A 19170-nucleotide genomic window follows, 5' to 3' on the forward strand; every position below is an offset into this window, starting at 1 on the left:
ACGGGCCGGGGAGCTGATCCGGCCCGCCGATCAGCCCGTCAGGGTGCCCCGCAACAGGCTGTCGCCGGAGTGGGCGGGGTCGTTGTCGAACTGCTCGGCCGAGACGTCGACGACGTTGTACGCCCGCAGGTCGACCTTTGCCGGCAACGGTAGCAGTACGTCCGAGCCGGCACCGAGAACGCCGACCGAGAACATCTCGCCGTTGACAGGGTTGATCAGCCAGACCTCGTAGTACCCCGGAACCTCGGGAAGATTCGCCACGTGCAGGTGGAGTCGACCGTCGTCGAGCACCCGCGCCTCGCCCCGGGCCTCCGGCGGCGTCGGGCCGTACGCGCTCAACGGCGCACTGGCCAGGACGACCTGCTCCTGCGCGGGCTCGGTGGAGCGCACCACGGCGAGGGTGCCGACCACGCCCAGCACGGCGGCGGCCGTGGCGGTCGCCGCGGTCAGCGCCCACCGGGTGAGTCGCCTACGGCGCCGGTCGACCTGGTGCCGTCGTGACGTCGGTGCCGTCTGCTGGCCGCCTCGGACCGCGGTCAGCGACGGCAGCTCCCGGGCCTCTGCCCGCGACGGCAGCTCCCGCGCCTCCGTCGGCGACGACAGTTCCTGTGCGGCCTCGATCTCGGCGCGGATGCCCTGCCAGAGGTGCTCCGGCGGGGCGGGCAGGTCCCGCAGCGGCTGCGTGGCGGTGGCCAGCCCGGCGACGTGCCGCAGGGTCTCCAGCTCACCGCGACAGTGCGCGCAGGTGTCGAGATGGGTGGCTTCACCCTGGTCCGACCCGCTCTCACCGAGCGCCAGGAAGACCAGCCGGTCGTGCTCCAGGTGCGGCACCGTCCACCTCCCATCTGCGTTTCAAGCTCGCCATGCCCCGTCGGATGTGACTCTTCACCGTGCCCAGTGGCACCCCGGTCACCGTCGCTATCTGCTGGTGGGTCAGATCGTCGAAGAAGGCCAGTTCGAGCATCCGACGCTGGTCCTCCGGGAGCCGGGCCAGCTCGTCGGCGACCACCAGCCGGTCGACCACGGTCTCCGGGTCCGGCCTGGTCGGGGCCGGATCGGGCAGCTGCCGGACGGTCTCCACCACCCGGTTCTCCCGCGCGGCGACCCGCAGCCGGTCCACCACCTTGCGCCGGCCGATGCCGAGCAGCCAGCCGATCAGCGACCCGCGCGCCGGGTCGAAGGTGTCCCGGGCCAGCCAGGCCGCGACGAAGGTCGCCTGGGTCACGTCCTCGGCGTCCGCGCGATTGGCCAGGGTGCTGGTGGCCAGATGGAACACGGCGCGGCCGTACCGGTCGTACGCCTGCCGCAGGGCGTTCTCGTCACCGGCGCGGAACCGGACCGCGAGGTCGTCCTCGGGCGGGTCGGATGCCTGCCGTACCACTGTCACCGGGCGGTTCGCCTTCCATGGGGCATGCCCGACTGTAGCGCCCACAGTCTTCGCCCCATTCTCCGACTCGGGTCCTGTCCTGCCTGCTCTTTCGTGCTGGAGGGCCGGTACGGATGCACCGGCGGAAAAGAAAAGAATTCGGATTCCATCCGCATCCGTCGCCACGGCAGCCGGCGTAACCCGTTCTGCAACCCGGGGGAGACGAACCCCCACGAAGCACTAGGAGGCAGACATGTCGTATTCGTCCGTCCGGCGGATCGCCGCGGGGAGCGCCGCCGCCGCACTGACCTTCGCCGGGATCGCCGCGTTCACCGCCACCCCCGCCTACGCGGCCTCGGCCAAGGTCTCCGTGGTCCACGGCATCCCGGACACCCCGGTCGACGTCTACGTCAACGGCGAGAAGACGCTGGAGAACTTCAAGCCGGGCGACGTGGCCGGGCCGCTGGACCTGGCCGAGGGGGCGTACGACATCGCCCTGACCAAGCCGGGCGAGCCGATCGGCAGCGCGATCCTCAGCGTCGACGACGCCGAGGTGCCGGGCGGGGCGAACATCAGCATCGCGGCCCACCTCGACGCCGAGGGCGAGCCGAAGATCACCCCGTTCGTCAACGACACCGGCCGGGTCGACGCGGGCAAGGCGCGGCTGGTCGTCCGGCACACCGCTGCCGCCCCGGCGGTCGACGTACGGGCGGGTGGCCAGCCGGTCTTCGAGAACCTGACCAACCCGAACGAGGCCAAGGGTGACGTCGACGCCGGGACCGTCAACGCCGACGTGGTCCTCGCCGGCACCGACACCGTCGCGATCGGCCCGGCGGACCTCAACCTGGCCGAGGGCACCGCGACGATCGTCTACGCGATCGGCTCCGCCGAGGGCGAGAACCTGAGCATCGTGTCGCAGACCATCACCGGCCTGCACTCCGCCCCGTCCGGCGTGCCCAGCGGCACCGGTGGCCAGGCCGCCACCGGTCTCGGCACGGCCTGGTACGTGCTGGCCGGCGCGGGCACGCTGCTGCTGATCGGTGGGGGAGCGCGGCTGGCCACCGCCCGGCCGGCCCGGCGGTGACGGTCCGCGACCGCGGCGCGCTGGCGGCCCTCGCCGCCGGCGCTGCCGCGCTCACCGCCGCCACGGTGGTGGCCTGCGGCTCCGGTCCGACCGAGCCGGTCGGCGCGGACGAGGCCGCCCGGCTGGCCACCGCCACCCCGAGCGCCGAGACCAGCGGCAGCGGCGCCCCGTCGGTCCCGGTCACCCGGGGCGACCTGCCCACCACCGACCGGGCCGTCCCACCGGTACGGCTGCGGATCCCGGCGATCGAGGTCACCGCGACCGTCGACGCGGTCGGCATCAACCCCCGGACGAACGAGTTCGAGGTGCCGCCGAGCGTCGACGAGATCGGCTGGTACCGCTTCGGCCCGGGGCTGGAGGCCGACCAGGGCTCGATCGTGGTCGCCGGCCACGTCGACAGCGCCGACCAGGGCCGGGGTGCCTTCTTCCGGCTGCGGGAGCTGGACCGGGACGACACCGTCACCGTCACCGGCGACGACGGGCGGGAACGCCGGTACCGGGTGGTGGCCCGGGAGGAGTACGCCAAGACGAAGATCCCGCTGGACCGGTACTTCGCCCGCGACGGAGCACCCCGGCTGACCCTGATCACCTGTGGTGGCCCGTTCGACGCCGAGACCCGCCGGTACCGGGACAACATCGTGGTCACCGCCGTACCGGCCTGACCCCGGTCCGGCCCGCCGGTTCCCCCGGTCCGCCGGTTCCCCCGGCCCGCCGCAGCCCCGGCGGGCCGGGGGAACCGGACGCGCGGGGCAGCCGGCCCACTCCGCTGGTTAGGCTGAACCCTGATGGCATACCTGGATCACGCGGCGACCACTCCGATGCTCGACGAGGCACTGGAGGCGTACGTCGCCACCGCCCGCGAGGTCGGCAACGCGTCGTCGCTGCACGCGGCGGGCCGCCATGCCCGTCGGCGGGTGGAGGAGTCGCGGGAACGGGTGGCCGCCGTACTGGGTGCCCGACCCTCTGAGGTGATCTTCACCGGCGGCGGTACCGAGAGCGACAACCTCGCGGTGAAGGGCATCTTCTGGGCCCGCCGGGCGGCCGCCCCGGGCCGGCACCGGGTGGTCTGCAGCGCGATCGAGCACCACGCGGTCCTCGACGCGGTCGACTGGTTGGTCGAGCACGAGGGCGCCGAGGTCAGTTGGCTGCCGGTCGACGGCGGCGGGCGGCTCGACCCGGAGCGGCTACGGGCCGAACTGGCCGGCCACGGCGAGCGGGTGGCCCTGGTGACCGCGATGTGGGCCAACAACGAGGTAGGCACGGTCCAGCGGGTGACCGAGCTGGCCGCGATCGCCGCCGAACACGCGGTGCCGGTGCACACCGACGCCGTCCAGGCGATCGGTCAGGTGCCTGTCGACTTCGCCGCCAGCGGGGTCGCCGCGTTGACCGTCACCGGGCACAAGCTCGGCGGGCCGATCGGCGTCGGTGCCCTGCTGCTGGGCCGGGACGTCGCGGCCACCCCGCTGCTGCACGGCGGCGGCCAGGAACGCGACGTACGCTCCGGCACCCTGGACACCCCCGGCATCGTGGCCTTCGCGGTGGCCGTGGAGACCGCGGTCAAGACCCAACAGGAGTACGCCGCCCGGCTCGCCGCCCTCCGCGACGACCTGGTCGCCCGGGTCCGTCAGGCGGTGCCGGACGTGATCTTCAACGGCGCGGCCACCGACCGGCTGCCCGGCAACGCGCACTTCTCCTTCCCCGGCTGCGAGGGCGACGCCCTGTTGCTGCTGCTCGATGCCCAGGGCATCGGCTGCTCGACCGGCTCGGCCTGCTCCGCCGGGGTGGCCCAGCCCTCGCACGTGCTGCTCGCAATGGGCGCCGACGACGACCGGGCCCGTTCCTCGCTGCGGTTCAGCCTCGGCCACACCTCCACCGCCGCCGACGTCGACGCCCTGGTCACCGCGCTGCCGGCGGCCGTGGAACGGGCCCGGCGGGCGGCCGCGCTGGGCTCCGCCCCGCGCTGAGCGTCGGGCGGTGTGGTGGGCCGACCCGCCCGCTGACCGCCGTCCGGCGGTGCGGTTGGTCCACCCGCACCCCGCTGACCACCGTGACGGTGCGGTTGTCCCCCCGCCGGATGCCGTCCGGGCGGGGCGGTGGCTAGGGTTGGTGGGGAAGGGAGCGTGGGCTGGTGAGGGTTCTGGCGGCGATGTCGGGCGGGGTGGACTCCGCCGTGGCGGCGGCGCGGGCGGTCGAGGCCGGGCACGACGTGACCGGGGTGCACCTGGCGCTGGCCCGTAACCCGCAGACCTACCGCACCGGGGCGCGTGGTTGCTGCACCCTGGAGGACTCCCGGGACGCCCGCCGGGCGGCAGACGTGATCGGCATCCCGTTCTACGTGTGGGACATGGCCGACCGCTTCCACGCCGACGTGGTGGACGACTTCGTCGCCGAGTACGCGGCGGGGCGTACCCCGAATCCCTGCCTGCGCTGCAACGAGAAGATCAAGTTCGCCGCGGTGCTGGACCGGGCGGTGGCCCTGGGCTTCGACGCGGTGGTCACCGGCCACCACGCCCGGCTCGGCGCCGACGGCCTCCTGCGCCGCAGCGTCGACCTGGCCAAGGACCAGTCGTACGTGCTGGCGGTGCTCACCCGGGCGCAGCTGGACCGGTCGGTCTTCCCGCTCGGCGACTCGACCAAGGCGCAGGTCCGGGCGGAGGCGACCGACCGCGGCCTGGCGGTCGCCGACAAGCCGGACTCGCACGACATCTGCTTCATCGCCGACGGCGACACCAGGGGCTTCCTGGCCGACCGGCTGGGCGAGGCCCCCGGCGACGTGGTCGACGCGCTGACCGGTGCGGTCGTCGGCAGCCACCAGGGTGCCTACGCGTACACCGTCGGCCAGCGCCGGGGCCTGCACCTGGACCGGCCCGCCGTGGACGGCCGGCCCCGCTACGTGCTCTCCATCACCCCCACGACCAACACGGTGACCGTCGGCCCCGCCGAGGCGCTGGAGGTGGCCACGGTGCACGCCACCCGCGCCGTGTGGACGGGCACCGGGACACCGACCGGGCCGGTCGAGTGCGAGGTGCAGCTGCGGGCGCACGGCGACGTGGTCCCGGCCACGGTCGTGCCGAGCGGCGACGGCCTCCGGGCCGACCTGCGTCGGCCGCTGCGCGGGGTCGCCGCCGGCCAGGCGATCGTGGCGTACCGCCCGGACCCGGCCGGCGACGTGGTGCTCGGCTCGGCCACCATCTCCGGCTGACCTGTCGGGCCGGTTCGCCGGCGGACCTGTTCCGTAGGTTCGGCGGCGGCCCCGGTCGGGCCGGTTCGGCGGCGGCCCGCCGGTGCGGGCGGCCCGCCCTGTTCCGTAGATTCGGGCGGCGGACTCGGTTCGGGCGGCGGGCCTGCTCCGTCGGTGCAGCGGCAGCGCCGGCCGGGTGGCCGGGGTGAGCGGTTACCCTTCGGCGGTGACTGACCAGACCTGGCCCTGGCCGACCGGCGCGGCGACCGGGATCGGCTCACTTCCCGGCACCGACATCGCCGAGGCGCAGCGGATCGTCCTCGGCGAGCTGCCCGTCCTGCCGCACCTGCCCGAGCTGCCCGCCCGTGGTCCGGGCGCGGACCTGGTCGGGCGCACCGGCGGCCTGCTGGTCGAGCTGCCGGTGGAGCTGTACGCGGCCCGCTGGCGGATCGCCCCGCGCCCCGGGCGGGACCTGCGCCGCGCCCGGGACCTGATGGAACGCGACCTCGACCAGCTCGCCGAGCAGGCCGACGGCTACACCGGGCCGGTCAAGGTGCAGGTAGGTGGCCCGTTCACCATGGCGGCGGCGCTGGAGCTGCCGATCGGCGGGCGGCTGCTGCGCGACCCGGGCGCGGTACGCGACCTCACCGACTCCCTCGCCGAGGGGCTGCGCGGACACGTCGCGGCGCTCACCCGTCGGCTGCCCGGTGCCGCGGTCCTGCTGCAACTCGACGAGCCGTCGCTGCCGACGGTGCTCGCCGGCCGGGTGCCCACCGAGAGCGGGCTGGGTGCGTACCGGCCGGTGCCGGGGCCGGACGCGGCCGCTGCCCTGCGGACGGTGATCGAGGCGGCCGGGGTGCCGACCGTGGTGCACTGCTGCGCCCCCGACGTACCGCTGGAGGTGATCCGCTCGGCCGGCGCGGTAGGCGTAGCGCTCGACCTCGGCCTGCTCACCGAGCTGGACCCGCTCGGCGAGGCGATCGACGCCGGGCTCGGCCTGCTGGCCGGCGCGATCGCCACGAGCCCACCGTCGGCCGGCCCCGCACCGACCTCCGCCCAGGTCGCCGACCGGGTACGCCAGGTCTGGGACCGGCTGGGCTTCCCCCGCAGCCGGTTGGCCCGCCAGGTGGTGGTCACCCCGGCCTGCGGCCTGGCCGGCGCTACCGACGGCTACGTCCGGGCGGCCCTGGCCGCCTGCCGCGACGCCGCCCGCCGCCTAGCCGACGAGGTGTAAGGAAGGGCCCCCTGTTAACGCATACGGTCGAGAAGGGTCCCCTTCTTGCATCTAGAAGCGTGGCGGCAGCGCGCGGGGCGGGGCTGCGCGCGGGCGGGGCTGCGCGCGGGGCGGGGTGGCCGCGGGGCGGGTTTGGTGTCGTACCGGTGGGGCAGGATGAGGCGCATGGTGGGACAACTACGTACCGTCGTGATCGATTGTCCGGACCCTCGCGACCTGGCGGGTTTCTACGCCGAGTTGCTGGGCCTGCCGCTGAACGAGGAGCAGTCCGACGGCAACGACTGGGTGGTGCTCGGAGGACCGCCCGGCCAGCAGCCCCGGCTCGCCTTCCAACGGGCACCCGATCTGCGTCCGCCGGCCTGGCCCGACCCGGAGCGGCCCCAGCAGTTCCATCTCGACGTGACCGTCGAGGACATCGAGACCGCCGAGCAGGCGGCCCTGAAGCTCGGTGCCCGGCGGCTGCCCGGTGAGGGGGAGGGCTTCCGGGTCTACGCCGATCCGGCGGGCCACCCGTTCTGTCTCTGCTGGGACTGACCACCCGGGCCGGACCAGGCAGGCCGGCCGGACTGGCCCAGGCCGGTCTGGTCCAGCCCGGTCGGACCGGGTTGGGCTGGTCGGACCGGGTCGGGCTGGTCGGCCTGGGTTGGGCTGGTCGGGCTGGGCTGGGCCGGCGGGGTTGCGACGGCCCGGCATCATGGCGCTGTGATCGACTCCTCGCTCCGGCGGGCCAGCGGCTCGCTGTACGGTCTGGCCTACGGTGACGCCCTGGGGCGGCCGACCGAGTTCCTGACCGTCGCCGAGATCCACCGCCGGTACGGTCCGACCGGCCCCCGCGAGCTGGTCGGCGAGCCGGCCCTGGTCACCGACGACACCCAGATGGCGTTGGCGGTGGCCCAGGCCGTGCGCGAGGCGTCCGTGCCGACGCCCGAGGTCGTCGAGCCGTTGCTGCGGCGTCGGTTCCTGGCCTGGGCGGTCAGCCCGGAGAACAACCGTGCCCCGGGCATGACCTGCCTGCGCGCCTGCGCCGAGCTGGCCCGGGGGACCCGCTGGCAGGAGGCGACCCAGGCTGGCTCGAAGGGCTGCGGCGCGAACATGCGGGTGACCCCGATCGGTCTGCTCGACGTCGACCTGACCACCCTCGCCGGTCTGGCCCAGTTGCAGGCGGGGCTGACCCACGGCCATCCGACCGGCCTGGCGGCCAGCGAGCTGACCGCGTACGCGGTGCGGTTGGCACGCGAGGGCGCGGCCCTGGCCGACCTGCCGGAGCTGTTGCTGGAGCGGGCCGACCGGCAGCGGCACACCTACCACGGCGACTGGCTCGGTGACCTGTGGCAGCGCCCCGGAGTGGACTCCGCGCGGGAGTTCATCGCCCGGGGCTGGGACGAGTGCCGGCGGGCGTTGCAGCGGCTGGTGACCGCCCTGGGTCGGCCGGACGACGGTGGTGACCCCTGTCGGCACACCGGTGAGGGTTGGGTGGCCGAGGAGGCGTTGGCGACCGCGTTGTACTGCGCGATCCGGCATGCCGACGATCCGGTCGCCGCGCTGGCCCGGGGGGCCACCACCGCCGGTGACTCGGACTCGATCGCCGCGCTGGCCGGGGCATTCCTGGGGGCCGCCGTGGGGATGGCCGCCTGGCCCGCCGGCTGGGCCGGGCGGATCGAGTACGCCGACCAGCTGCGCACCCTCGGCGCGGCCTGGGACTGACCGCCGGCCGACCCACGGCGACCAGCGGGTCCGACCGGGCCGGGCGCCGGCCCGCTCCGGGCCAGTTCAGCGCAGGTGGGGCAGGGTACGGATCCGGCGCCACAGCTGCTGGTCGCAGGTGCCCGCCCGGTTCTCGAAGGCCACCAGGTCGACCTGGATCGGGTCGCCGAGGTCCAGGAAGCTGTCCCGCTCGGCATCGGGGTCCCAGTCGCCGGTGGGGATCGGTACGTGGTCGTCCCGGTGGCTCTTGTCCTGACTGGTGATCTTGAGCACCTCGGCGTGCCGGCGCTCCACCCGCAGCACCAGGCAGGGGCGGACCTTCGAGCCGTCCCCGTCGGCGTACGGCACGTCGGCCCACCAGATCTCCCCGCTGCGGGGCGTACCGGCCGGGGCCCGGTCACCGGTGCGGGGGCGGGGCGGGCTGCCGGGGCGGGTGCGTGGACGTTTCGGTGCGCCGGTCCGCCGGTCGGCGCCGTCCGGCCGGGTGCGGGGCCGTCCGCCCGGCCGGTTGCGCCAGCTGTCCCAGGCCCAGCCGGCCACGACGGCGAGCAGGATCAGCGCCGCCCACGGCAACCACTCGGGCATCCGTACCTCGATTCTCGCTGTCGTCGACTCCGCCGGCGCTGCCCGACGGTGGTCGGGACGGCCGTCGGTGCAGGTGACGGATATTGTCCCACCGTCCCGATACGGTGCGGGGGTAGCGGAGCACGGGAGGTCCCGTGGTGTCGAGGGGGTCGGCGGTGGCGGACGACGAAGCGGTGGCGGACGACGAAACGGTGTGGGACGACGGAACGGTGTCGGAGGGGAGCGGGGTGTCCGAGGAGGCCGGTGCCGCACAGGTGAGCGCGGAACAGGAGGCGGCGGCCGGCGCCGAGCCGCCCCCGCAGGCCCGGGAGCGGCACGCCACGTTGAGCCAGGACCTGACCGAGCACCAGTACCGCTACTACGTGCTCGACGCGCCGACCATCACCGACGCCGAGTTCGACCGTCAGTTGCGCGAGCTGGAGGCGCTGGAGGGGCAGTATCCGGCGCTGCGTACCCCGGACTCACCTACCCAGCGGGTCGGCGGCACCTTCTCCACCGACTTCACCCCGGTCACCCACGCCGAGCGGATGATGTCGCTGGACAACGCCTTCGCCGACGAGGAGTTGGCCGCGTGGGCCGAGCGGGTCGAGCGGGATGCCGGCGGGGCGGTGCCCTACCTCTGCGAGCCGAAGGTCGACGGCCTGGCGATCAACCTCACCTACCGGCGGGGTCGGCTGGTCCGGGCGGCGACCCGGGGCGACGGGCGCACCGGCGAGGACGTCACCGCCAACGTGCGCAGCATCCGGGACGTGCCGGGCCGGCTCACCCCCTCCGACGAGTACGGCCCGCCGCCGGAGCTGATCGAGGTGCGCGGCGAGATCTACTTCCCGGTCGAGGCCTTCGCCGGCCTCAACGCGTCCCTGGTCGAGCAGGGCAAGGCGCCGTTCGCCAATCCGCGTAACGCCGCCGCCGGCAGCCTGCGGCAGAAGGACCCCCGGATCACCGCCTCGCGGCCGTTGCGGCTGGTCGTGCACGGCATCGGCGCCCGCGAGGGGTTCCGGCCCACTGCGCAGTCCGAGTCGTACGCGGCCCTGCGGGCCTGGGGGCTGCCGACCAGCGACCGGTGGCGGGTGGTGCCTGACCTGGCCGGGGTGGCGGAGTACATCGCCTACTACGCCGCGCACCGGCACGACGTCGAGCACGAGATCGACGGGGTGGTGGTCAAGGTCGATCCGGTCTCCATCCAGGGTCGGCTCGGCTCGACCAGCCGGGCGCCGCGCTGGGCGATCGCCTTCAAGTATCCGCCGGAGGAGGTCAACACCACGCTGCTCGACATCGACGTCGAGGTGGGGCGCACCGGGCGGGTCACCCCACGGGCCGTGCTCGCGCCGGTCAAGGTGGCCGGCTCGACGGTCGCGTACGCCACCCTGCACAACGCCCGGGAGGTCGAGCGCAAGGGGGTGCTGATCGGCGACACCGTGGTGCTGCGCAAGGCCGGCGACGTCATCCCCGAGGTGCTCGGTCCGGTGGTCGACCTACGCCCGGCAGACGCCCGGCCGTTCGTCATGCCGACCCACTGCCCGGCCTGCGGCACCCCGCTGGCCCCGGCGAAGTCCGGCGACGTCGACATCCGCTGCCCGAACAGCCGGTCCTGCCCGGCGCAGCTGCGGGAGCGGGTCTTCCACCTGGCCGGCCGGGGTGGCTTCGACATCGAGGTGCTCGGCTACAAGGGAGCGGCGGCGCTGCTCGACGCGCGGATCATCACCGACGAGGGTGACCTGTTCGGCCTGGACGCCGAGCAGTTGGCCCGGTCGGAGTTCTTCGTCAACAAGGACGGCACCCTCGGCACCAACGCGGCCAAGTTGCTGGACAACCTGGCCGAGGCGCGCCAGCGCCCGCTGTGGCGGGTGCTGGTGGCGCTCTCCATCCGGCACGTCGGTCCGACCGCCGCGCAGGCGTTGGCCCGGCACTTCCGGTCGGTCGAGGCGATCGCGGCGGCGAGCGAGGAGGAGCTCTCCTCGGTCGACGGGGTGGGCCCGACGATCGCGGTCAGCATCCGGGAGTGGTTCGCCGTGGACTGGCACCGCGAGGTGGTCCGTAAGTGGGCCGAGGCCGGGGTACGGATGGCGGAGGAGACCGTCGACGAGGGGCCGCGACCACTGGAGGGGCTGACCGTGGTGGTGACCGGCACGCTCACCGGCTTCTCCCGTGACCAGGCTGCCGAGGCCATCCAGACCCGGGGCGGCAAGATGAGCGGCTCGGTGTCCAAGAAGACCGGTTTCGTGGTGGTGGGGGACAACCCGGGGTCGAAGGCCGACAAGGCGGCCAGCCTCAAGGTGCCGGTTCTCGACGAGGCGGGTTTCCAGGTGCTGCTCGACGCTGGTCCGGAGGCGGCCCGCGAGGTGGCCCGGATCGAGGAGTGAGTGCGGCAAACGTGAATCTTTGCGCAGCTGGTGACATATCCGCCGAGGTAGGCGCAGGGCGAAGAATACCAACTTAATTACGACTACGACCGATTCGTGGCTGTCCTACCGGCAAATGCCGCACCGGGGGCGTTTCATGGGAGCGGCGGGTGCACGGCCCGCCGGGTGAACCCGCTCCCGGGAGGTGCGATGGAGGCCGTCGATCCGCGAAACTCCGTGCCTCCGGGCCGGGTGACGCCGTTCTTCGGCTTCGTGGCCGCGACCGTTGGGGCGGCTCTGCTGGTCAGCGTGGCTCCGCTGGTCACTCTCGTGGACCGGTGGGCGGTGCCGCCGGCGGCGTGTTGGGTGATGGCCGGCCTGGCGGTGCTCTGCGACGCCCGTCTCTTCGTACCGCAGGGGCGCCGGCAGACCGCGGCGGTCTTCCCGTCCACCTGCTTCACCTTCGCGATCCTGCTCGGTTGGGGGTTGGGGCCGGCGGTGGTGGTGCAGGTGGCGGCGGTGGTGGTCTCCGGCTGGCGGATGCGGCACGCGGCCTGGCGGACCGCCTTCAACGCCGCGCAGTACGTCTGCGCCCTCGCCGTCGCCTACGGCGTGCTCCGGCTCGCCGCCGGTCTGGGTGTGCTCCGATCCGGGGCGGACGGGCCGGTCGACGCCCGGTTGGGCTGGGTCGACGTGCTGGTGGTGGGGGTGGCCGCCGCGGGTTGGTTCGTGGTCAACCACGTCCTGGTCGGCACGGCGGTACGGCTGCGCTTCGGCGACCGGTGGTGGCCCGGCCTGCGGCAGGGGATCGGCTTCGAGGTGTTCACCACCGGCTCGTTGCTGCTGCTCGCACCGGTCCTGACCGCTGCCGCCCGGGTCAGCGCCGCCCTGGTCCCGCTGGTGCTGGTGCCTCTCTTCGCCGTGTACCGGATGGCCCGGCTCTCCGCCGAGCAGGAACAGCTCGGCTCCCTCGACCCGCTCACCGGGCTGCCCAACCGCAAGGCCCTGCGGGCCGAGGTCGCCGAGCAGGTGCACCTGCACGCCGAACGCGCCGCCCGGGGGGTACCCGACGCGTACCTGGCCCTGCTCCTGATCGACCTGGACCGGTTCAAGAACGTCAACGACGCGCTCGGCCATGCCGTCGGTGACCGGCTGCTGGTCGAGGTGAGCGCCCGGCTGGCCGGCGCGGTCGGCGCCGGCGAGCTGGTGGCCCGGCTCGGTGGCGACGAGTTCGCCATCGTCGCGCCCCGCTTGACCGGCGTCGACGAGGCCCGGGAACTGGCCGCCGCCCTGGTGGCCACGCTCGCCGAGCCGGTGTCGCTTGACGGTCTGCCGTTGGACGTGGGGGGTTCCATCGGGATCGCGCTCTACCCCGACCACGGCGAGGACTTCGCCACCCTGATGCGGCACGCGGACGTCGCCATGTACGACGCCAAGCACCGCAACGACACCGTCGCCGTCTACACCGCCGAGTCCGACCACAACTCGGCCGAGCGCCTGAGCCTCCTGGCCGACCTGCGCCGGGTCCTGGAAACCACACCGGCCCCCACGGGCCCGCCGCCCGCCGGGTCGCTGCCGGCTGGCGAAACACCAGTGGTCGACCTGGGCGGGGTCACCGCCGCGCGGCCCGCCGACGACCAGCCGGCCGAGGTACGCGGTGGCGACGGCGCTGCCCTGCCCGCCGGCACCACCGCCCTGCCCGTACTCGGGCGGGGCGGGGACGAGGAGCCGACCGGGCCGGCACCCGGCGACACACCGACCACCGCTCCGGTGCCCGACCCTCGACCGGCGTCGTCGTCGGGGTCGACGGGGTCTGCGGCAGGACCGGCCCCGGGTGCCCCGGGTGGCGCGGGCTCGGACGGTGCGGGCTCGGACGGCGCGGCCTCGGACGGTGCGGGCTCGGACGGCGCGGGCTCGGACGGTGCGGGCTCGGACGGCGCGGCCTCGGACGGTGCGGGCTCGGACGGCGCGGGCTCGGACGGTGCGGCGCGGTGGTCGGGTCACCGGCTTCGTCGCTGGTGGCGTCGCGGTCGGCCGGCCCAGCCGGTGACCGGCGTCCCCGACGAGCTGATCGCCCGGATCATCACCAACGCCGACCCGACCCGCCGCCGCGCCGGTGCCGCCACCGTCCCCCGGCCAGCCACCGGCGACCTGCCCACCGCCGATCGGCGGTCGACCGCCGATCCGCAACCGGCCGCCGACAACCCCCCGACTGCCGCGAGTCCGTCGACTGCCGCGAGTCAGCCGAGGGCCGCGAGTCAGCCGAGGGCCGGGAGTCAGCCGACGGCCGCGAGCCGGGGTGGTGACGACAGCCGGGCGGGTGGCCGGCGTACCGGGGCGGCCGAGCTGGGTGACCCGGGCGAGATCACCATGTACTACCAACCGCAGATCGCCATCGCCACCGGCGAGGTGGTCGGGGTGGAGGCGTTGCTGCGGTGGCGGCATCCCCGGCGCGGGATGGTGGACCCGGAGGAGCTGATCCGGGTGGCCGAGCAGACCGCGGTGATGCGGCTGCTCACCCGCCGGGTGGTGGACGACGTGCTCGGCCAACTCGCCGCCTGGTCGGCCGCCGGGGTCCAGCTGCGGGCGGCGCTCAACGTCAGCGTCCGGGACCTGCACAGCGGTGAGATCGCCGACCAGATCGCCGACCGGTTGACCAGGTACGGCATCCGCCCCGACCGGCTCCAGGTGGAGATCACCGAGGGCGCGCTGATGGCCGACCCCCGACGGGTGTTGGCCACCATCACCCGGCTGCACCAGATCGGGGTGGCCATCAGCCTGGACGACTTCGGCACCGGGTACTCCTCGATGCAGCACCTGCGTCGGCTGCCGCTGGCCGAGGTGAAGGTGGACCGGTCGTTCGTACTCGGCATGGCCGAGGACCCCGACGACGCGGCCATCGTCCGCTCGATGATCGACCTGGCCGGCGCGCTCGGTCTGCGGGTGGTGGCCGAGGGGGTGGAGGACGAGCGGACCTGGCGGCTGCTGCACGCGGCCGGCTGCGACGTGGCCCAGGGCTGGTTCCACGCCCGGCCGATGCCCGCCGAGGAGCTGGCCGCCTGGCTGGCCCGGTACCGGCCGTTGCGGCCGAGCGCCGGCGGCGACACCGAGATCCCGCGCCGGCACGCCCGTTGAGCGGGCCCGCCGGAGTGCCGGCCGGCGCACCCGTGGAGCCGGCGCTCCGTGCCGCCGTGACCCGTACCGGGTGGGCCGGTGGGAGCCGCCGGCAGGCCGAAAGCGCCGGACAATAGACTCGCTTGACGCAGCAGGACAGCCACGAAGGGGGCACCGATGGCCGCCATCTCCCGCGAGGAGGTCGCGCACCTGGCGCGACTGTCGCGGCTCGCCGTGACGGAGGAGGAGCTGGACACCTTCGCCGGTCAGCTCGACGTGATCCTCCAGGCGGTCGCACAGGTCGGCGAGGTCGCCGCGGCGGACATCCCGCCGACCTCCCACTCGGTGCCGCTGACCAACGTGTTGCGCGACGACGTGGTGGTGCCCGGCCTGACCCCGGCCGAGGCGCTGTCGGGCGCGCCCGACGCCGAGCAGCAGCGGTTCCGGGTGCCCCGGATCCTGGACGAGGATGTGGCATCGTGAGCGACCTGACCAGAATGACCGCGACCGAGCTGGCCGGGCTGGTCGCCGACGGGCAGACCTCCGCCGTCGAGGTCACCCAGGCCCACCTGGACCGCATCGCCGCGGTCGACGACCGGGTATGCGCCTTCCTGCACGTCGACACCGAGGGCGCGTTGTCGGCCGCGCGGGCGGTCGACGAGCGCCGGGCGGCCGGTGAGCCGCTGGGGCCGCTCGCGGGCGTACCGGTGGCGGTCAAGGACGTACTCACCACCAAGGGCGTGCCGACCACCGTCGGGTCGAAGATCCTGGAGGGCTGGCGTCCGCCGTACGACGCCACGATCGTGCAGCGGCTGCGCGAGGCCGGCACGGTGATGCTCGGCAAGACCAACATGGACGAGTTCGCGATGGGCTCCTCCACCGAGTACTCCGCCTACGGCGCGACCCGCAACCCGTGGGACACCGACCGGATCCCCGGCGGTTCCGGTGGGGGCAGCGCGGCGGCGCTGGCCGCGTACGAGGCTCCGCTGGCGATCGGCTCGGACACCGGCGGCTCGATCCGCCAGCCCGGCGCGGTCACCGGCACCGTCGGCGCGAAACCCACCTACGGCGGCACCTCCCGGTACGGCCTGGTGGCCTTCTCGTCCTCGCTGGACACCCCCGGCCCGTGTGCCCGTACGGTGCTGGACGCCGCGCTGCTGCACCAGGTGATCGGCGGCCACGACCCGCGCGACTCCACGAGCATTCCGCAGCCGGTGCCGGACGTGGTGGCGGCGGCGAAGCTCGGCGCGACCGGCGACCTGACCGGGGTGAAGCTGGGCGTGGTGACCGAGTTCTCCGGTGACGGTGCCGAGCCGGGCGTGCTGGCCGCGTTCCGGGAGTCGGTGGACGCGCTGGCCAAGCTGGGCGCGGAGATCGTCGAGGTGTCCTGCCCGCACTTCAGCTACGCGCTGCCGGCGTACTACCTGATCGCGCCGAGTGAGTGTTCCTCCAACCTGGCCCGGTTCGACGGCGTCCGGTTCGGCCTGCGGGTCGGCGACGACGGCAACCGGTCGCTGGAGGAGGTCATGCAGCTCACCCGGGAGGCCGGCTTCGGCCCCGAGGTCAAGCGGCGGATCATGCTCGGCACGTACGCGCTCTCCTCGGGCTACTACGACGCCTACTACGGGCAGGCGCAGAAGGTCCGTACGCTGATCACCCGGGACTTCACCGCGGCCTTCGAGCGGGTCGACGCGCTGATCTCGCCGACCACCCCGTCGGTGGCGTTCCCGCTCGGCGCGCGCACCGCCGACCCGTACCAGATGTACCTGGCCGACCTCTACACCATCCCGACCAACCTGTACGGCGGGCCGGGCATCTCGGTGCCGTGCGGGCTCTCCGACGGGCTCCCGGTCGGCTTCCAGATCATGGCCCCGACCCTGGCCGACGACCGGATGTACCGGGTCGCCGCCGCCCTGGAGTCGGTGGTCGGCACCCTCACCCCGCCGGCGCTGTAGAGACAGGGGGGCGGGATGTTGACGCGCATCGAGATCGACGGTTTCAAGTCGTTCCGAGACTTCGAGCTGAACGTCCCGCCCTTCCTCGTCGTGATCGGCCGTAACGCCGCAGGTAAGTCGAACCTCTTCGATGCGATCCAGTTCCTGAGCCGGCTGGCGAGTGATCCGGTCCTGGAGGCCGCCCAGCACATGCGGGGTGACGTCGTGGACCTGTTCCACCGGCCGACGGAGGGACCTCCGTTCACCACGATGGCCTTCGCGGCGGAGGTGTTGCTGGACAGATCGGTGACCGATGCGTTCGGCGACACCGCCGAGGTCCACCACTCCCGACTTCGGTACGAGCTGGAGATCGAGCTTCGATCCATCTCCCCGAGCGGTTCCCAGCGGCCGTACGTGGTCCGGGAGGTGGTCCGCCGTATCCGACGGGCGGACGACAAGTGGATGGAGCACCGGAACGCCGAGCAGCGGAAACGGTTGGGAGCCTACCGTCCGGGCGCAGACCCGTTGGAGACCGAGACAGACGACCCCGGCAGGCCGGTCTTCAGTATCAGACAGCAGGGAAACCAGGGGCGTAAGCGGAGACTTCCGGCGTCGGCCGCCACCGCGACCGTGCTGTCGAGCCTGACCACCGCGACCGATTTCCCGCTGCTCTACGCGCTCAAGCGGGAGATGCAGTCGTGGCGACTGTTGCACCTGGACCCGAGCGCGCTCCGTGCCCCGGACTCCTACGACGATCCGGACAACCTCGCCGCCAACGGTGGTCACCTCGCCAACACCCTTCGTAGGCTGGCGGACGAGACCGGGACCGACGACAGACCCGACGGAGTCCTCAACGATCTCTCCGCCGATCTGGCGGCCGTCATACCCGGCGTCACCCGGGTGCGGTTGAGTGAGGACGACGCCCGTCGGCAGCGGCAGGTCATGGTGGTGACCCGGGACGAAGCGCCGTTCTCCGCACGGGTCGCCTCGGATGGCACCCTCCGTGCCATTGCCCTGCTGGCGGCGCTCTACGATCCCCGAGGAGCAGGTCTGATCTGTTTCGAGGAGCCGGAGAACGGGATCTTCCCGCAGCGACTGGCCCAGTTCGTGCGCTACCTCCGGAATCTGGTCGACCGGGCGCTCAACAGCCCGACTGACGGTGCTGCGCTCACCCAGCTGATTCTAAGTAGTCACTCCCCGGCGATTCTTCGCGCGTTGCAACCATTGGACGATCGCGAAGTCGCTGCCGTTTTCATGGACGTGGTCAGCCGGGTGCAACGAGGACATCGGCCCAGCCGAATCTCCCGTTGGCGTGCCATCGCAGGCGCCCGGCAGCTCACCTTCGATGACGCGCTCAGGAGCGCCGTGGTAAGCCCGAGTGAGATCGCCGAGTTCGAGGTGCAGGCGGAGTTGGGCACCTGATGCGGTATCTCACCTCCGCACTGGTCTCCGAGGGGCGCACCGACGACCAGTTTCTACCGAGGTTGCTGGGACGAGCGCTCACGCAACTCTGCTACACCGCTTTTGAGGACGCCGTCGAGGTCGCCGACGTGCAGGTGCTGAGGGACCGGAAGGGCCCCTCTTCGGTCCAAGACGTGGTCAATCTCGTCGACGAGAACCGGGCCGCCTTCTCGCTGATCTTCTTTCACCGGGACCAGGGGGCGGATGCCGACCGGGTGAGACGGGAGTGGGTAACACCGCTGCGGACTCTGTGGGGTGATCGGGTCGAGCAGATGGTCGCGGTGGTGCCGGTCCGTGAAACCGAGGCGTGGCTACTGGCTGACGGTGATGCCCTTCGCGACGCGCTCGGCGTGCGGGGCTGGACGGACGAGACGATGGGCCTACCCGCGAATCCCGCACACGTCGAGCGGTTGGGCGACCCGAAGCGGGTGCTGAATGACCTGATGCAGCGCGTGAGCCGGTCCAGAGAAGACCACTACGTGCAGTTGGGTGAACTCGTGGCGCTGGACCGTCTACAACAGGTTCCGGCCTATCAGCGGTGGTGGACCGACACGCGGCAGGCGCTGACGACCCTGGGCTACCGTCCCGCTTGAGGCGGTTGCTGGTCCCGTCACCACCTCAAAGCCCGGTCAGGTAGCGGTCGGCCCGGCCGACCGCGCGTCGCCAGACCAGCAGCAACCCCAGCCAGACCACGGCAGCCACCCCGCCGACGATCCGGTTGGTCAGGCCGTCGGCGAACACCGCCAGACTGAGCTGCACCAGCACGAAGGCGCTCATCAGCCACGGCCACCAGCGGTTCATCCGCCGCAGCCGGTGTGCCTCGGCCCGGGCCAGCCGGTCGATCCGCGGATCGTCGCAGCGGCCCTCGCGCAGCGCCCGCTTCACCTGCGGCAGCGACCGGCCGTTGTCCGGCAGCCGGTGCAGCAGCTTCGGCGCGAGCAGCAGGGCGACGAGCCCGCCGACCGCGGGTGGGAGTGCCGACAGCAGCGCGATCGTCAGCAACCCCTCCGTGTCGCCGGCACCGCCGACCAGCGCCGTGGTGAGCATCGAGAACACCACGGCCACCGCGACGATCAGCCCGATCACGCCGTACGGTCGGCCCCGTCCCGCCGAGGCCGGTCCCGCCTGTTGGTCATGCCCCGTTTTCGTCATGCGTCGATGCGTA

Annotated in this window: 17 protein-coding genes; 13 read left to right on the forward strand and 4 right to left on the reverse strand. The window is 73.3% G+C overall.

Annotated elements, in window-relative coordinates:
* Positions 1-30: 30 nt before the first annotated feature.
* Together ACN28G_RS03485 and ACN28G_RS03490 are read right to left on the reverse strand one after the other, a co-directional pair.
* Positions 31-831 (reverse strand): anti-sigma factor, encoded by an 801-nt coding sequence (locus tag ACN28G_RS03485; protein ID WP_091435400.1) that lies wholly within the window; start codon positions 829-831, stop codon positions 31-33.
* A complete protein-coding gene (locus ACN28G_RS03490) occupies positions 785-1387 on the reverse strand; it encodes an RNA polymerase sigma factor (protein WP_091435401.1) in 603 nt (200 codons plus the stop codon). Before ACN28G_RS03490 ends, ACN28G_RS03485 begins: the two co-directional genes overlap by 47 nt.
* Before the next feature lie 232 nt (positions 1388-1619).
* Between ACN28G_RS03490 and ACN28G_RS03495 the strand changes: the two genes are divergently transcribed.
* The 7 genes from ACN28G_RS03495 (at position 1620) to ACN28G_RS03525 (ending at position 8569) form a co-directional block, all read left to right on the forward strand.
* On the forward strand, positions 1620-2450 hold the full coding sequence (locus tag ACN28G_RS03495) for a DUF4397 domain-containing protein (protein ID WP_421478403.1): 831 nt from the start codon (positions 1620-1622) through the stop codon (positions 2448-2450).
* Positions 2447-3112, forward strand: a complete 666-nt coding sequence (locus ACN28G_RS03500) for a class F sortase (RefSeq protein ID WP_091435403.1) — start codon at positions 2447-2449, stop codon at positions 3110-3112. Before ACN28G_RS03495 ends, ACN28G_RS03500 begins: the two co-directional genes overlap by 4 nt.
* Positions 3113-3235: 123 nt before the next feature.
* Entirely contained in the window at positions 3236-4414 is a 1179-nt protein-coding gene (locus ACN28G_RS03505; protein WP_421478404.1) for a cysteine desulfurase family protein, read from the forward strand.
* 164 nt (positions 4415-4578) lie between these two features.
* Entirely contained in the window at positions 4579-5652 is a 1074-nt protein-coding gene (gene mnmA / locus ACN28G_RS03510) for a tRNA 2-thiouridine(34) synthase MnmA (protein ID WP_091435405.1), read from the forward strand.
* A 205-nt stretch (positions 5653-5857) separates the two neighbouring features.
* The gene (locus tag ACN28G_RS03515) at positions 5858-6865 is read left to right on the forward strand and encodes a methionine synthase (protein WP_091435406.1); all 1008 of its coding nucleotides are present in this window, start codon (positions 5858-5860) and stop codon (positions 6863-6865) included.
* Positions 6866-7030: 165 nt separating this feature from the next.
* Positions 7031-7399, forward strand: coding sequence for a VOC family protein (locus ACN28G_RS03520; RefSeq protein ID WP_175440468.1), 369 nt, complete (start codon positions 7031-7033; stop codon positions 7397-7399).
* Positions 7400-7567: 168 nt separating this feature from the next.
* Complete coding sequence (locus ACN28G_RS03525) at positions 7568-8569, forward strand: ADP-ribosylglycohydrolase family protein (protein WP_268239617.1); 1002 nt, start codon at positions 7568-7570, stop codon at positions 8567-8569.
* A 66-nt stretch (positions 8570-8635) separates the two neighbouring features.
* Here the strand turns inward: ACN28G_RS03525 and ACN28G_RS03530 are convergent, their stop codons facing one another.
* Positions 8636-9154, reverse strand: a complete 519-nt coding sequence (locus tag ACN28G_RS03530; protein ID WP_091435408.1) for a type II toxin-antitoxin system PemK/MazF family toxin — start codon at positions 9152-9154, stop codon at positions 8636-8638.
* A 227-nt stretch (positions 9155-9381) separates the two neighbouring features.
* On the opposite strand from ACN28G_RS03530, the gene ligA reads away from it, so the two are divergent.
* The 6 genes from ligA to ACN28G_RS03560 all read left to right on the forward strand — a co-directional run bounded on the left by ligA (position 9382) and on the right by ACN28G_RS03560 (position 18598).
* Positions 9382-11517: an NAD-dependent DNA ligase LigA gene (gene ligA / locus ACN28G_RS03535; RefSeq protein ID WP_091446086.1), complete on the forward strand. Its 2136-nt coding sequence runs from the start codon at positions 9382-9384 to the stop codon at positions 11515-11517.
* Positions 11518-11706: 189 nt separating this feature from the next.
* Positions 11707-14631, forward strand: coding sequence for a bifunctional diguanylate cyclase/phosphodiesterase (locus ACN28G_RS03540; protein ID WP_091435409.1), 2925 nt, complete (start codon positions 11707-11709; stop codon positions 14629-14631).
* 156 nt (positions 14632-14787) lie between these two features.
* Positions 14788-15093, forward strand: a complete 306-nt coding sequence (gatC, locus tag ACN28G_RS03545; RefSeq protein WP_091435410.1) for an Asp-tRNA(Asn)/Glu-tRNA(Gln) amidotransferase subunit GatC — start codon at positions 14788-14790, stop codon at positions 15091-15093.
* A complete protein-coding gene (gatA, locus tag ACN28G_RS03550) occupies positions 15090-16565 on the forward strand; it encodes an Asp-tRNA(Asn)/Glu-tRNA(Gln) amidotransferase subunit GatA (RefSeq protein WP_091435411.1) in 1476 nt (491 codons plus the stop codon). The genes gatC and gatA overlap by 4 nt, the downstream gene beginning before the upstream one ends.
* Positions 16566-16580: 15 nt before the next feature.
* Positions 16581-17966 (forward strand): AAA family ATPase, encoded by a 1386-nt coding sequence (locus ACN28G_RS03555; RefSeq protein ID WP_091435412.1) that lies wholly within the window; start codon positions 16581-16583, stop codon positions 17964-17966.
* Entirely contained in the window at positions 17966-18598 is a 633-nt protein-coding gene (locus tag ACN28G_RS03560; protein ID WP_091435413.1) for a DUF4276 family protein, read from the forward strand. Before ACN28G_RS03555 ends, ACN28G_RS03560 begins: the two co-directional genes overlap by 1 nt.
* A gap of 25 nt (positions 18599-18623) precedes the next feature.
* Here the strand turns inward: ACN28G_RS03560 and ACN28G_RS03565 are convergent, their stop codons facing one another.
* Positions 18624-19157, reverse strand: a complete 534-nt coding sequence (locus ACN28G_RS03565; RefSeq protein ID WP_139135619.1) for a hypothetical protein — start codon at positions 19155-19157, stop codon at positions 18624-18626.
* Between the last annotated feature and the right edge of the window lie 13 nt (positions 19158-19170).

It is taken from the genome of Micromonospora sp. WMMA1923 (genome assembly GCF_049179195.1).
Lineage (GTDB): Bacteria > Actinomycetota > Actinomycetes > Mycobacteriales > Micromonosporaceae > Micromonospora > Micromonospora yangpuensis.

What these genes read in the sequence shown, in the direction of transcription:
- ACN28G_RS03540 (WP_091435409.1), top strand. Translation starts at nt 11,707, where the DNA reads ATGGAGGCCGTCGATCCGCGAAACTCCGTGCCTCCGGGCCGGGTGACG.
- ACN28G_RS03565 (WP_139135619.1), bottom strand. Translation starts at nt 19,157, where the DNA reads ATGACGAAAACGGGGCATGACCAACAGGCGGGACCGGCCTCGGCGGGA.
- ACN28G_RS03530 (WP_091435408.1), bottom strand. Translation starts at nt 9,154, where the DNA reads ATGCCCGAGTGGTTGCCGTGGGCGGCGCTGATCCTGCTCGCCGTCGTG.
- ACN28G_RS03495 (WP_421478403.1), top strand. Translation starts at nt 1,620, where the DNA reads ATGTCGTATTCGTCCGTCCGGCGGATCGCCGCGGGGAGCGCCGCCGCC.
- gatC (WP_091435410.1), top strand. Translation starts at nt 14,788, where the DNA reads ATGGCCGCCATCTCCCGCGAGGAGGTCGCGCACCTGGCGCGACTGTCG.
- ACN28G_RS03520 (WP_175440468.1), top strand. Translation starts at nt 7,031, where the DNA reads ATGGTGGGACAACTACGTACCGTCGTGATCGATTGTCCGGACCCTCGC.
- ACN28G_RS03560 (WP_091435413.1), top strand. Translation starts at nt 17,966, where the DNA reads ATGCGGTATCTCACCTCCGCACTGGTCTCCGAGGGGCGCACCGACGAC.
- ACN28G_RS03505 (WP_421478404.1), top strand. Translation starts at nt 3,236, where the DNA reads ATGGCATACCTGGATCACGCGGCGACCACTCCGATGCTCGACGAGGCA.
- ACN28G_RS03555 (WP_091435412.1), top strand. Translation starts at nt 16,581, where the DNA reads ATGTTGACGCGCATCGAGATCGACGGTTTCAAGTCGTTCCGAGACTTC.